We start from the raw sequence: 13,634 nt of genomic DNA, 5'->3' as shown, positions 1-13,634 counted from the left end.
CTTCAATGAATGAAAGGCTTTCTTCCCGCCGGCAATAGCCGGATTCTGTCACCTGTCGAGTCGAATACATGAAGGCGTTCTCGCATCTGGAAAACCGTAGCGTCGTAGTCATCGGAGCGGGCCCTTCCGGGGCCATCGCCGCCGCCCTGCTCAAGCGCAAGGGCCACGATGTGCTGATCATCGAACGACAGCGATTCCCACGCTTTTCGATTGGCGAAAGCCTGCTGTCGCACTGCCTGGACTTCATCGAGGAAGCCGGCATGCTCGAAGCAGTCCAGGCCGCCGGTTTCCAGACCAAGCACGGCGCCGCGTTCGGCTGGGGTGACCGCTACACCGAGTTCGACTTTCGCGACAAATTCACTGAAGGCCACGGCAGCACCTATCAGGTTCAACGCGCTGACTTCGACAAACTGCTGGCCGATCAGGCCGAACTGCAGGGTGTTGAAATCCGTTACGAGGAGGAAATCATCGCCGCTGATTTTTCCATCGCACGCCCGCAGCTCCAGGTCCGCTGCGAGAACGGTCGAGAATATGCCGTCGAGGCGGATTTCGTTCTCGACGCCAGCGGCTACGGTCGCGTGCTGCCACGCCTGCTGGAACTGGAGGCGCCATCGAACTTTCCGCTGCGCCGCGCCGTGTTCACCCACATCGAAGACAAAATCGTGGATGCGCATTTCGACCGCGAGAAGATCCTCATCACCACCCATCCCGAGCTGCGCGACGTCTGGTACTGGACGATTCCGTTCAGCAATGGACGCTGCTCGCTAGGTGTAGTCGCCAGCGCTGAACGCTTTGAGGATCGCCCTCTGGACCTGGACGTCTGCCTCAAAGAGTTCGTCCTGGAGGCGCCGAATCTCAAGCGCATTCTCAAGCACGCCGAATGGGACACACCGGCGCGCCTGATCGGTGGCTACTCGGCTAACGTCAAGACACTGCATGGCCAGGGCTTCGCGCTGCTGGGCAACGCCGCCGAATTTCTCGACCCGGTGTTCTCTTCCGGCGTGACCATCGCCATGCGCTCGGCGAGCATGGCAGCCTCGGTGTTGCACCGTCAGCTGACGGGCGAAGTTGTGGACTGGGAAAGCGAGTTCGCTGCACCGCTCAAGCGCGGTGTGGATACTTTCCGGACCTACGTCGAAGGCTGGTACGACGGTAGCTTTCAGGACGTGATCTATTACGAACGCGCCCAGCCAGAGATCCGCCGGATGATCAGTTCGATCCTCGCGGGCTATGCCTGGGATGCCCGCAACCCCTACGTCGCCGAACCCAAACGTCGCCTGCGCGTGCTGGCCGAACTATGTGCGTCCGTAGAGCCGACATGAGGACTCTGGCGTGACGCGGCTGCGACGCCATGTTCTCAGGCTGGCCTGGGTCTGCCTGGCGCTCATGCTTGGCGCCTGTGCCCGGCAATTGCCATTGCCCGAGCAACCGCCGCAGCTGCAATTGCCGATGCAGCTGCATATTCAGCGGCGCAGCGCAGAAGCGACTCAGGACTGGCTACTGGTGATCCAGCAGGAAGGGGACGCCTTGCGCTGGTCGCTGCTCAACCCGCTGGGCATTCCGCTGGCGCGCCAGCTGTTAACAGATGGTCACTGGGCGGCCGACGGACTACTGCCCCCCAATGCCGAGGCGCGTGAGTTGTTTGCCGCGCTGATGTTCGCGCTGAGTCCTGCCGAGCAGCTAGGCGAACTTTATGAAGGTCGTCGCTGGACCACTGAGGGCACCGGTCGCTCCTTGAAGGACGGTGCGTCGGACTGGCGTGTACGGTATGGAAAAAACGACCGCTTCGATCTCGACGTCGGAGCAACGCTGACCTATGGTGTCGCCCCCATCGCGACAGCCGGAGCCCTCCACTGATGACCGCCTACCTGAATGCTCTCGGGCTGATATGCGCGCTCGGTCGTGGCAAGGCAGAGGTTGCTCAGCGCCTGTTGGAAGGTGACGGTTCAGGCATGCAGCTCTACCCTCAACCGGTAGCCGGACGCCAGTTGACGGTCGGTGCCGTAACCGGCGAGCTGCCTGCCTTAGGGGACGACACGCTGCGTCACCTCACCCGCAACAATCAGCTGTTACTCGCGGCTGTCGAGGAAATTGATGTCGAGCTGCAGGATGCGATCGGCCGCTTTGGCCCAGCCCGCGTTGGCGTGGTGCTGGGCACCAGCACCACAGGCATCCAGGAAGCAACCCAGGGCATCACCGGACTGGTACGCGATGGACGCCTGCCGCCTAGCTACCATTACGGCCATCAGGAGCTTTGCGCGCCTGCCAGTTTTCTGAGCGAGCGATTGCAACTCAGCGGGCCCAGCTATTCGATCTCCACGGCCTGCACATCCAGCGCACGTGCACTGCTCAGCGCCAAGCGGCTGCTGGAGGCAGGCATCTGCGATGCGGTGATCTGTGGCGGCGTCGATACCCTGTGCGACTTGACGTTGCAGGGATTCAGCTCGCTTGAAGCCACCAGCGAGCGGATCTGCAATCCATTCTCGGCCAACCGTGACGGCATCAACATCGGCGAGGCTGCAGCGGTCTTCCTGATGACCCGCCAATACAGCCCCATTGCCCTGCTTGGCGGGGGCGCCAGCTCCGATGCCCATCACATATCAGCCCCCGATCCGCAGGGCCAGGGCGCCATGGACGCCATGCGCAAGGCGCTGCACAGCGCAGCGACACAGCCTGAACAGATCACCTACTTGAATCTGCATGGCACCGCGACCCGGCACAATGATGCGATGGAAAGTCTGGCAGTCACCGCGGTGTTCCAGCATCCGGTGGCCTGCTCATCGAGCAAGCCGCTCACTGGCCATACGCTGGGCGCTGCCGGCGCGCTGGAGGCTGCCTTCTGCTGGCTGGCGCTGTCCGAGCACAACCCCGCGCAACTTCTACCGCCGCATCGCTGGGACGGCCAGCAGGACGCCGAGCTGCCCATGCTGAACCTGATCACGCCCGGGACCAGGATGGCAGCGACGGGCTCACGGCGAATGATGAGCAACTCCTTTGCCTTTGGCGGTAACAACATCAGCCTGATTCTGGGGGACATGCCGTGATCGATTGGCCAATAGCCGGGCTGCTGCCCCATGCCGGAGACATGATTCTCCTCGATGCTGTCGAAGCATTCGACGCTGAGAGCATCAAGGCACGCCTTCAGGTCAAGCCCAAAGGCCTATTCAACCTGCCCGATGGCAGCCTGCCGGCGTGGGTCGGTGTCGAAATCATGGCACAGACGGTGGCCGCGTTCGCCGGCTGTCAGGCGCGCCAGGCCGGTCTACCTGTGGAGCTAGGCTTTCTACTTGGCACCCGCAGTTTCCAGTGCAATGTCGCGCACATCCCCGCCGGCAGCCTGCTGCGTGTACGCGCACTGCGCTCACTTCAGGATGACAACGGCATGGGCGTGTTCGAATGCCATCTCGACGGGCCCGGCATCCATGCCGAGGCGCGCCTCAATGTGTTCCGCCCGCCCGAAGTGGCGAGCTATCTGCAAGAGCCCACTCCATGAGCAACAGTTCTCGTCACTGGCTCCAGCCGCGGTATCGGTCGCGCCATCGCCTTGCGCCTGGCCAGGAGCGGACATGACATCGTTCTGCATTGCCGCGCACGTCTCGATGAAGCGCAGGCCGTACAGTCGCAGATTCTGGCGGTTGGGCGCGAAGCACGAATCCTGCAGTTCGACGTTGCTGACCGTGACGCCTGTCGCGCGGCGCTGGAAGCCGATATCGAATTGCATGGCGCTTACTATGGCGTGGTGTGCAATGCCGGCCTCACCCGTGACGGAGCCTTTCCAGCCCTGACCGAGGATGACTGGGATCTGGTGATGCGCACCAACCTCGATGGCTTCTACAATGTTCTGCATCCGCTGACCATGCCCATGATCCGCCGTCGCCAGCCGGGACGCATCGTTTGCATCACCTCGGTCTCCGGGATGATCGGCAATCGCGGTCAGGTCAATTACAGTGCTTCGAAGGCGGGTGTGATCGGCGCAGCGAAAGCGCTTGCGGTTGAGTTGGGAAAACGCCGCATCACGGTCAATTGCGTCGCGCCCGGCCTGATCGATACCGACATGCTCGATGACGACCTGCCTATCGAGGAGATGCTGAAGATGATCCCTGCGCAGCGCATGGGCACGCCGGAGGAAGTTGCCGGTGCGGTCAACTTCCTGATGTCGGAAGAAGCCAGTTACATCACCCGCCAGGTGCTGGCGGTCAACGGCGGGCTGTGCTGATGAAACGCGTCGTCGTCACCGGCATGGCCGGCATCACTTCGCTCGGCAGTGACTGGGCGACCATCGAAGCCAACTTCAGCGGTAACCGCAGCGGCATCCGCTATATGCATGAGTGGGATCGCTTCACCGAACTCAATACGCGCCTGGCCGGCCCGGCGGATGACTTCACAGTGCCGGGGCATTGGACTCGCAAGCAGCTGCGCAGCATGGGCCGGGTATCGCGCCTGTCGGTCAAAGCCGCTGAGCAAGCACTGGCTCACGCCGGCCTGCTGGGTGACGCCTCGATTCGGGACGGCCGCATGGGTGTCGCCTGCGGGTCATCCACTGGCAGCACGGAAGAGATCAAGGCGTTTGGCAACATGCTGCTCAATTCGGTGGCTGACGGACTGAACGCCAACTCCTACATCCGCATGATGCCGCACACTACTGCAGCCAATATCAGCATCTTCTTCGGCCTGACCGGACGGGTTATTCCTACTTCCAGTGCCTGTACGAGCGGCAGCCAGGGTATCGGCTACGCCTACGAAGCAATCAAGTTCGGCCGCCTCCCCATGATGCTCGCCGGCGGCGCCGAGGAGCTCTGTGCCACCGAGGCCATGGTGTTCGACGCGCTCTACGCCACCAGCCTGAAAAATGATGCGCCGCAAACCTCACCGCGCCCATACGATGCGGCGCGTGATGGGCTGGTGATCGGAGAAGGAGCCGGCATGCTGGTGCTCGAAGAACTGGAGCATGCCTTGTCCCGAGGGGCCACCATCTACGCGGAGCTGGTCGGCTTTGGCAGCAACGCCGATGGCCAGCATGCGACCAAGCCGGAGCAAGTCACCATGCGTCGCGCCATGGAGCTGGCGTTGGAAGATGCAGGGCTCGCAGCGGAGGCGATCGGTTACGTCAACGGTCACGGCACCGCCACCGAGCAAGGCGACATTGCCGAAACCCAGGCAACGCTTTCCCTCTTCGGGTCAGGGATGCCAATCAGCTCGCAAAAGAGTTTTTTGGGCCACACCCTTGGCGCCTGTGGCGCACTCGAATCCTGGTTCAGCATCGAAATGATGAATCAGGACCGCTACATCCACACGATGAACCTCGAAGCGATCGATCCGCGCTGCGGCCAGCTCGACTACCTCGTCGGCGCCCCTCGCGCGATGCAGCATGAGTTCGTCATGAATAACAATTTCGCCTTTGGCGGTATCAACACCTCATTGATCTTCCGCCGCTGGTCTTGACCTGACTTCCCCACAACACCGCAAGGAGAACGCAATGAAGAAAAACACATGGATTGGCGCTGCATTGGTGCTCTGCGCGCTACCCGGGATCAGCCAGGCCCGCGACACAACGCATTACCTGCCGTTCGAGCAGGTCGTGGCCGAGGCCAGCGCTTCCGGCAAGCTGGATGGCACCGTCAAGTTCTACCTGGCCGGCAAAACACCCAAAGTTGCGGAAGTCATACGCCGTGACGTCTCCACCAGCAAGAAAACCAACGCATTCAATAAGACCGACGAAGGCGCCTGCAGCTGGGCTTTGCAATCGGCATTGATCAGCATGCAGCAAGCTGCCAAGGCAGCCGGTGCCAATGCGGTGGTGGATATCGCCAGCAACTACAAGCACGTCGAATACAAAGACAGCGAGAAGTACGAATGCCACGCTGGCGCAATCATGGCTGGCGTCGCTATCAAGGGCAACCTGGCAAAGGTCAAGTGAATCAGTGGCGCTCGGCCTGCCGGGCGCCAAGGCTCATAAGCTGCATTCCGACTGTCGCCACGCACCAGCACCCCCGAACGAACAACTGGACTCGCGAGTCAACATAGGACCCGCCACCTGATCAGGAGTCGTCATGTTCGGAAAGTCGTCGTACAAATTCGAAATCAACTACATCTTCAAGAATGACCCGAGGCACCACATCATCGAGTCAGACGAAGAAGGCATGTCCCAGAGTAGCGCTGCCCGGCATCTGCTCGAACTGCACAACGGAGATGCCGAGAACAGTCTGGTGATGCCAGACGCAGATGCTGACGAGGCCAAGATTCTGGAGCAGGCCGAAGTCATCGGCATAACGGACATCCGCGTGACCAAGCTGGTCCACGACCATGAACCGGGTACAACACCTGGCCATTATCAACAGCCATGAATGAAAAGAGCCGCTCGAAGCGGCTCTTTTCATTCATGCGAGTCAGGCGTGATATTGCGCCGACAACTCATGGACCGACTCAATAAAGGCGCCAGCGTGCGCCGGGTCGACCTCCGGCGTAATGCCGTGCCCGAGGTTGAAAATGTGACCATCGCCGCGACCATAGCTGGCAAGGATGCGCCCCACTTCGGCACGGATTGCGTCCGGCTTGGCGAACAGGACGCTCGGGTCCATGTTGCCCTGCAGCGCGACCTTGTCGCCCACACGCGCTCGCGCGTTGCCGATGTCACAGGTCCAGTCGAGACCCAGCGCTTCGGCTCCGGTATCGGCCATGGACTCCAGCCACAGTCCGCCGCCTTTGGTGAAGAGGATCACCGGTACACGGCGACCATCGTGTTCGCGGATAAGCCCGTCGATAATCTTCTGCATATACGCCAGGGAGAACTCTTGGTACGCCGCCGCTGACAGACTGCCACCCCACGAATCGAAGATTTGCACCGCCTGCGCACCGGCGAGAATCTGGCCGTTAAGGTAGCTGGTTACCGACTGCGCCAGCTTATCCAGAAGCGCGTGCATCGCAGCAGGATTTTCGTAAAGCATGGCCTTGGATTTGCGGAAGTCCTTCGACGAGCCGCCCTCGACCATATAGGTCGCCAGGGTCCAGGGACTGCCGGAAAAGCCGATCAGCGGGACACGCCCGTTGAGTTCGCGACGGATGGTGCGCACCGCCTCCATCACGTAGCCCAGGTCCTTCTCTGGATCCGGGATCGGCAGCGCCTCGATGTCAGCCATGCTGCTGACCACTTTCTTGAAACGCGGACCTTCGCCTGTTTCGAAGTACAAGCCCAGGCCCATGGCGTCGGGCACCGTGAGGATGTCCGAAAACAGGATCGCAGCATCCAGCGGATAACGATCCAATGGCTGCAAGGTGACCTCACAGGCCAACTCCGGATTCATGCACAGGCTCATGAAGTCGCCGGCCTTGCTACGACTTGCCCGGTACTCCGGCAAGTAGCGTCCGGCCTGACGCATCATCCACACCGGGGTGACGTCGACAGGTTGCTTGAGCAGTGCGCGGAGGAAGCGGTCATTCTTCAAGGCAGTCATGTCTGGGTTCCAGCTGAAAAGTGGCGGCATTGTCGCAAAGCGGAAAACAAAAGGCACGGCGAGCGCCGTGCCTTTTATCTATAGGCTTGATTCTGGTCAGGCTGGAGTGGCATGTGCAAGCGAAGCGCAGGGTGGCGTCGCTTTTCTCATCCACCTTGCCTTCGTCGGTGGGCCGCAGAAGCCCGACCCACCCTACGCATCAGACTTCCAGGTAATCGAGGATACCTTCGGCGGCCTGACGGCCTTCGAAAATCGCCGTCACCACCAGATCGGAGCCGCGTACCATGTCGCCACCGGCAAAGATCTTGGGATTGCTGGTCTGGTGCTTGTACTGGCCCATCTCCGGCGCGACGACACGACCCTGGTTATCGACCTGAACTCGCTGACCTTCGAACCAGTCAGCCGGGCTCGGACGGAATCCGAAGGCAATGACCACGGCATCTGCCGGGAGCACTTCTTCAGAACCCGGAATAGGCTCGGGACTGCGACGGCCGCGCGCATCCGGTGCACCGAGACGGGTCTCGACCACTTTCACGCCCTCGACCTTGCCTTCGCCGACAATGGCGATGGGCTGGCGGTTGAAGAGGAACTTGACGCCCTCTTCCTTGGCATTTTTTACTTCCTTGCGTGAGCCTGGCATGTTGGCCGCATCACGGCGGTAAGCGCAGGTCACGCTCTTGGCACCCTGGCGGATGGACGTGCGGTTGCAATCCATCGCAGTGTCGCCGCCGCCGAGCACCACGACCTTCTTACCCTTCATATCGACGAAATCTTCCGGAGATTTCTCGAATCCGAGGTTGCGATTGACGTTGGCGATGAGGAAATCCAGTGCATCGTGCACACCGGGAAGATCCTCGCCAGGGAAGCCGCCCTTCATGTAGGTGTAGGTGCCCATGCCCATGAACACGGCATCGTATTCGGCGAGCAGCTGATCGATGGTTACGTCCTTGCCCACCTCAGTGTTTAGGCGGAACTCGATGCCCATGCCGGTGAATATCTCGCGGCGCCGGCTCAGCACCGTCTTTTCCAGTTTGAATTCGGGAATGCCGAAGGTCAGCAGGCCGCCGATCTCTGGGTTCTTATCGAATACCACCGGTGTGACACCGCTGCGCACGAGCACGTCAGCGCAACCGAGACCGGCCGGGCCAGCTCCGATGATCGCGACCTTCTTGCCGGTCGGCTTGACCTTGGACATGTCGGGGCGCCAGCCCATGGCGAAGGCGGTGTCGGCAATGTATTTCTCCACCGAACCGATGGTCACTGCACCGAAGCCATCGTTCAGGGTGCAGGCGCCCTCACAAAGGCGATCCTGCGGGCAGACACGACCACAGACTTCCGGAAGGGTATTGGTCTGATGCGCCAGTTCAGCGGCGGCAAGAATGTTGCCTTCCGAGACCAGCTTCAGCCAGTTGGGAATATAGTTGTGGACCGGGCACTTCCACTCGCAATAGGGGTTACCACAACCCAGGCAGCGATGAGCCTGCTCACAAGCCTGCTGAGGCTTGAAGGGTTCGTAAATCTCGACGAACTCTTTCTTGCGCTGGCGCAGCAGCTTTTTCTTTGGATCCTTGCGCCCGACTTCGATGAACTGGAAGTCGTTATTCAGACGTTCAGTCATTTCAAAACCTCTTAGCGGCAGCCGCAAGCTCAAAGCTGCTAACTGCGTGACAATCACGGAGCGGGGCCGGCCTCGGGCTGAAAGCCGAGGCACACCGCTTGAATCTGCTTTTTATTGGGGGTTGGCCCGAGTGGTCGACAGCAGCGTTGCCAGGTTGGCCGCTTTTGGCTTGACCAACCAGAAGCGACGCAGGTAATCGTCGAGATTGTCCAGGAGCGTCTCGCCCCACGCGCTGCCGGTTTCTGCCACATACTCGCGCAGAACCTCTTGCAGATGGCTCCGGTGAGCCTCCATCGACTCTCCCGTGATGCGCTGCAGGTTCACCAGCTCGTTGTTCACCCGATCGACGAAGCTGTTGTCCATGTCCAGCACATAGGCGAAACCACCGGTCATGCCTGAACCGAAGTTGTAGCCGGTCTTGCCGAGAACGCAGACGAAACCGCCGGTCATGTACTCGCAGCAATGGTCGCCAGTGCCTTCCACGACAGCGTGCGCGCCGGAGTTACGTACGGCAAAACGCTCGCCTGCGGTACCGCTGGCAAACAGTTTTCCGCCGGTGGCGCCGTACAGGCAGGTGTTGCCGACGATGGCCGAATGCTGGGACTCGTACACACTGCCCTTCGGCTGAGTAACGACCAGTTTGCCACCCGTCATGCCTTTGCCGACGTAGTCGTTGGCGTCGCCTTCCAGGTACAGATGCAGGCCACCGGCGTTCCATACACCAAAGCTCTGACCTGCGGTGCCCTTGAAGCGGAAGGTGATCGGCGCATCCTTCATGCCCTGGTTGCCATGCAACTGAGCGATTTCGCCGGATACGCGCGCCCCGATGGAGCGGTCGCAGTTGCAGATATCCATTTCGAAATCGCCACCGCTCTTGGAGTCGATAGCCGAGCGTGAAAGCTTGACCATTTCCTCTGCCAGCAGCCCCTGATCGAACGGAGGGTTCCTCTCGACTTCGCAAAACTGCGGTTTATCGGCCGGAATGTGGTCGCTGCCGAGCAGCGGCGACAGGTCGAGATGGTTCTGCTTCGCTGTTTCGCCGGGCAGCAACTCAAGTAGATCGGTACGCCCGATCAGCTCCTCCAGGCTGCGTACGCCAAGCCTTGCCAGCCACTCGCGGGTTTCCTCGGCAACGAAGGTGAAGAAGTTGACCACCATGTCGACCGTGCCGATGTAATGGTCCTTGCGCAGCTGTTCATTCTGGGTAGCTATGCCAGTCGCGCAGTTGTTGAGGTGGCAGATCCGCAAATATTTGCAGCCCAGTGCGATCATTGGCGCAGTGCCGAAGCCGAAGCTCTCAGCACCCAGAATTGCAGCCTTGACCACGTCGAGTCCGGTCTTTAGACCGCCGTCGGTTTGCACCCGAACCTTGCCGCGCAGATCGTTGCCACGCAGGGTCTGATGGGTCTCGGCCAAGCCAAGCTCCCACGGCGAACCGGCATAACGGATCGACGTCAGCGGCGAAGCGCCCGTACCGCCGTCGTAGCCAGAAATGGTGATCAGGTCGGCGTAGGCCTTGGCGACACCCGCAGCAATGGTGCCAACGCCAGGCTCGGCCACAAGCTTGACCGAGACCAGGGCCTTGGGGTTGACCTGCTTGAGGTCGAAGATCAGCTGGGCGAGGTCTTCGATCGAATAGATGTCATGGTGAGGTGGTGGCGAAATCAGGGTGACGCCGGGCACCGCATAACGCAGCTTGGCGATCAGGCCGTTGACCTTGCCGCCAGGCAGCTGACCACCTTCGCCGGGCTTGGCGCCCTGAGCGACTTTGATCTGCAGCACTTCGGCGTTGACCAGATACTCAGGCGTGACGCCAAATCGACCCGTAGCCACCTGTTTGATCTTCGAGCTGCGCTCGGTGCGATAGCGCGACGGATCTTCGCCACCCTCACCCGAATTGGAACGCGCGCCGATGCGGTTCATCGCCGTAGCAATCGCTTCGTGAGCTTCCGGCGACAGCGCACCGAGCGAGATACCCGCAGAGTCGAAGCGCTTAAGGATCTTCTCGAGCGGCTCGACTTCTTCAAGCGCCAGCGGCTGATCAGACACCTTCAACTTGAGCAAGTCGCGCAGCATTGCAGCCGGACGCTGGTCGACGAGCGCCGTGTATTCCTTGAAGCGATGGTAGTCGCTTTCCTGCACTGCTACCTGAAGCGCGGCAACCACGTCGGGGTTGTAGGCGTGGTATTCACCGCCGTAAACGAACTTCAACAGACCGCCCTGCTGGATCGGCTTGCGCGCGCTCCAGGCCTCTGCTGCCAACGCTTTCTGCTCGGCTTCGAGATCAACGAAACGGGCGCCCTTGATGCGGCTCGCAACACCACGGAAACTGAGATCGACAACCTCGTCGGCAAGGCCGATCGCTTCGAAGAGCTGAGCACCCCGGTACGACGTGATGGTGGATATCCCCATCTTCGAGATGATCTTCAGCAGCCCTTTGGAGATCCCTTTACGGTAATGCTTGAAGACCTCATAGAGATCGCCCAGCACTTCACCCGTACGGATCAGGTCGCCGAGCACTTCAAATGCAAGGAACGGATACACGGCTGTGGCACCGAAACCAAGCAGCACGGCGAAGTGATGCGGATCACGCGCCGTCGCGGTTTCAGCCAGAATGTTGCAGTCGCTGCGTAGGCCGGTTTCGATCAGACGGTGATGAACCGCACCGACCGCCAAGGCGGCGTGGACGGGTAGCTTGCCAGGCATGATGTTCCGATCGCTGAGGATCAGCATGACCTTGCCGCCGCGAACGGCCTCCTCAGCCTGATCGGCGATGTTGCGCACCGCAGCCTCGAGGCCGATGGACTCATCGTAGTTGAGATCGATCAGCTGGCGCTCGAAACCTGGGCGGTCGAGCTCCATGATCGTCCGCCACTTGGCAGGCGAAATCACTGGCGTAGTCAGAATTGCGCGGTTGGCGTGATCGGCCGTCTCTTCGAAGACATTTCGCTCGGCGCCCAAGCAGGTTTCGAGCGACATGACGATGGATTCGCGCAACGGATCGATCGGCGGGTTCGTGACCTGCGCGAACTGCTGGCGGAAGTAATCATAAGGCGAGCGCACGCGCCGCGACAGCACGGCCATTGGCGTGTCGTCACCCATGGATCCGACGGCTTCCTGCCCCTGCTCGGCAAGCGGACGCAGGACTTGATCACGCTCCTCGAAGGTGACCTGGAACATCTTCATGTATTGCTTGAGCTGGTCCGCGTCATAGAACGCCGAACCATGATCGTTATCATCGAGGGTCGACTGAATACGCAGTGCGTTCTGGCGCAGCCACTTCTTGTAGGGATGCTGAGACTTCAAGCGGTTGTCGATGTCATCGGTGTGTAGCACCTGACCGGTCTGCGTATCGACCGCCAGAATCTGACCAGGGCCTACGCGTCCCTTGGCGATAACGTCCTCAGGCTTGTAATCCCATACACCGACCTCTGACGCGAGGGTGATGTACCCGTTGGTGGTGGTCACCCAGCGCGCCGGACGAAGACCATTGCGATCAAGCAGGCAGATCGCATGGCGGCCGTCGGTAAGCACCACACCTGCAGGGCCGTCCCACGGCTCCATGTGCATGGAGTTGAATTCATAGAATGCGCGCAGATCCGGGTCCATGGTTTCGACGTTCTGCCAAGCAGGCGGAATGATCATGCGCAGACCACGGAACAAATCCATCCCGCCGGTGACCAACAGCTCCAACATGTTATCCATGCTCGAGGAATCGGAACCGGTGCGGTTGACCAGCGGATCCAGGCTCTCCAGATCTGGAAGCAACTCATTGGCGAATTTCAGCCGCCGCGCCTGCGCCCAATTACGGTTACCGGTGATGGTATTGATCTCGCCGTTATGGGCGAGAAAACGGAACGGCTGGGCCAACGGCCATTGCGGCATCGTATTAGTGGAGAAGCGCTGGTGGAACACGCAGATGGCAGTCGCCAGACGCTCGTCGCCAAGATCGGGATAGAACTGCGCCAGGTCTGCCGGCATCATCAGACCTTTGTAGATGATGTCCTTGTCGGAGAAGCTGCAAACGTAGAACTCTTTGTCACCAGCCAGCGCGACCTCAGCACGACGGCGGGCAAAGAACAGCTTGATGCCGAAATCACGCTCCGACAGCCCTTCGGCCGAGACGAATACCTGTTCGATACGTGGCAGACGCTCGAGGGCCAACCGGCCGAGGACGGTGGTATCGATCGGCACTTCGCGCCAGCCGACAAGAGTCAGGCCCTGGGCAGCGATCTGCTCGTTGAGGCTGGCACGCGCCGCGTCCGCTTTGGCTGCGTCCTGGCTAAGGAACACCATGCCAACCGCGTAGAGCTCAGGCAGCTCGGCATTGAAGTGCTGGCGAGCCATAGCGCGCAGGAAGGCGTCGGGCTTCTGCATCAGCAGGCCGCAACCATCGCCGGTTTTCCCGTCAGCGTTGATGCCGCCACGGTGAGTCATGCAGGTGAGGGATTGAATGGCAGTCTGAAGCAGGTGATGGCTTGCCTCGCCCTGCATGTGGGCGATCAGACCGAAGCCGCAGTTATCCTTGAACTCTTCAGGACGAAACAGACCTGCTCTCATAGGCA

Annotated in this window: 10 protein-coding genes and 1 pseudogene; 8 read left to right on the top strand and 3 right to left on the bottom strand. The window is 60.6% G+C overall.

From position 1 onward, the window contains the following. Positions 1 to 68: 68 nt before the first annotated feature. The 8 genes and pseudogenes from NA619_RS05190 (at position 69) to NA619_RS05155 (ending at position 6,344) form a co-directional block, all read left to right on the top strand. Complete coding sequence (locus NA619_RS05190; protein ID WP_255960648.1) at positions 69 to 1,322, top strand: NAD(P)/FAD-dependent oxidoreductase; 1,254 nt, start codon at positions 69 to 71, stop codon at positions 1,320 to 1,322. A 19-nt stretch (positions 1,323 to 1,341) separates the two neighbouring features. Then, positions 1,342 to 1,857 carry a DUF3261 domain-containing protein gene (locus tag NA619_RS05185; protein ID WP_423836803.1) on the top strand — a complete coding sequence of 172 codons (516 nt, stop codon included), beginning with the start codon at positions 1,342 to 1,344 and terminating at the stop codon, positions 1,855 to 1,857. After that, on the top strand, positions 1,857 to 3,044 hold the full coding sequence (locus NA619_RS05180; RefSeq protein ID WP_255960646.1) for a beta-ketoacyl-[acyl-carrier-protein] synthase family protein: 1,188 nt from the start codon (positions 1,857 to 1,859) through the stop codon (positions 3,042 to 3,044). The genes NA619_RS05185 and NA619_RS05180 overlap by 1 nt, the downstream gene beginning before the upstream one ends. Further along, positions 3,041 to 3,493, top strand: a complete 453-nt coding sequence (locus tag NA619_RS05175) for a hotdog family protein (protein WP_255960644.1) — start codon at positions 3,041 to 3,043, stop codon at positions 3,491 to 3,493. Before NA619_RS05180 ends, NA619_RS05175 begins: the two co-directional genes overlap by 4 nt. A 3-nt stretch (positions 3,494 to 3,496) precedes the next feature. Beyond that, a pseudogene (gene fabG, locus NA619_RS05170) lies at positions 3,497 to 4,216 on the top strand (3-oxoacyl-ACP reductase FabG); the annotation flags it as partial. After that, positions 4,216 to 5,442 (top strand): beta-ketoacyl-ACP synthase, encoded by a 1,227-nt coding sequence (locus NA619_RS05165; RefSeq protein ID WP_255960642.1) that lies wholly within the window; start codon positions 4,216 to 4,218, stop codon positions 5,440 to 5,442. The pseudogene fabG and the gene NA619_RS05165, both read left to right, overlap by 1 nt. Positions 5,443 to 5,476: 34 nt before the next feature. Beyond that, complete coding sequence (locus NA619_RS05160; protein WP_255960640.1) at positions 5,477 to 5,917, top strand: excinuclease; 441 nt, start codon at positions 5,477 to 5,479, stop codon at positions 5,915 to 5,917. 133 nt (positions 5,918 to 6,050) lie between these two features. After that, entirely contained in the window at positions 6,051 to 6,344 is a 294-nt protein-coding gene (locus NA619_RS05155) for a hypothetical protein (protein WP_255960638.1), read from the top strand. Positions 6,345 to 6,386: 42 nt separating this feature from the next. Here the strand turns inward: NA619_RS05155 and hemE are convergent, their stop codons facing one another. The 3 genes from hemE to gltB form a co-directional block, all read right to left on the bottom strand. Continuing rightward, positions 6,387 to 7,451, bottom strand: a complete 1,065-nt coding sequence (gene hemE / locus NA619_RS05150) for a uroporphyrinogen decarboxylase (protein ID WP_255960636.1) — start codon at positions 7,449 to 7,451, stop codon at positions 6,387 to 6,389. 199 nt (positions 7,452 to 7,650) lie between these two features. Further along, the gene (locus NA619_RS05145; RefSeq protein ID WP_255960634.1) at positions 7,651 to 9,069 is read right to left on the bottom strand and encodes an FAD-dependent oxidoreductase; all 1,419 of its coding nucleotides are present in this window, start codon (positions 9,067 to 9,069) and stop codon (positions 7,651 to 7,653) included. Positions 9,070 to 9,180: 111 nt separating this feature from the next. Then, positions 9,181 to 13,629, bottom strand: a complete 4,449-nt coding sequence (gene gltB, locus NA619_RS05140) for a glutamate synthase large subunit (RefSeq protein WP_255960632.1) — start codon at positions 13,627 to 13,629, stop codon at positions 9,181 to 9,183. Between the last annotated feature and the right edge of the window lie 5 nt (positions 13,630 to 13,634).

The sequence above is a fragment of the Stutzerimonas stutzeri genome (assembly GCF_024448895.1).
Classification (GTDB): domain Bacteria; phylum Pseudomonadota; class Gammaproteobacteria; order Pseudomonadales; family Pseudomonadaceae; genus Stutzerimonas; species Stutzerimonas stutzeri_Q.
This window is presented reverse-complemented; position numbering and strand designations above follow the sequence as displayed.

Excerpts from the sequence above, each read along its gene's own strand:
- NA619_RS05190 (WP_255960648.1), top strand. The coding sequence starts at position 69 with ATGAAGGCGTTCTCGCATCTGGAAAACCGTAGCGTCGTAGTCATCGGA.
- NA619_RS05180 (WP_255960646.1), top strand. The coding sequence starts at position 1,857 with ATGACCGCCTACCTGAATGCTCTCGGGCTGATATGCGCGCTCGGTCGT.
- NA619_RS05165 (WP_255960642.1), top strand. The coding sequence starts at position 4,216 with ATGAAACGCGTCGTCGTCACCGGCATGGCCGGCATCACTTCGCTCGGC.
- NA619_RS05160 (WP_255960640.1), top strand. The coding sequence starts at position 5,477 with ATGAAGAAAAACACATGGATTGGCGCTGCATTGGTGCTCTGCGCGCTA.
- NA619_RS05155 (WP_255960638.1), top strand. The coding sequence starts at position 6,051 with ATGTTCGGAAAGTCGTCGTACAAATTCGAAATCAACTACATCTTCAAG.
- hemE (WP_255960636.1), bottom strand. The coding sequence starts at position 7,451 with ATGACTGCCTTGAAGAATGACCGCTTCCTCCGCGCACTGCTCAAGCAA.
- NA619_RS05145 (WP_255960634.1), bottom strand. The coding sequence starts at position 9,069 with ATGACTGAACGTCTGAATAACGACTTCCAGTTCATCGAAGTCGGGCGC.
- gltB (WP_255960632.1), bottom strand. The coding sequence starts at position 13,629 with ATGAGAGCAGGTCTGTTTCGTCCTGAAGAGTTCAAGGATAACTGCGGC.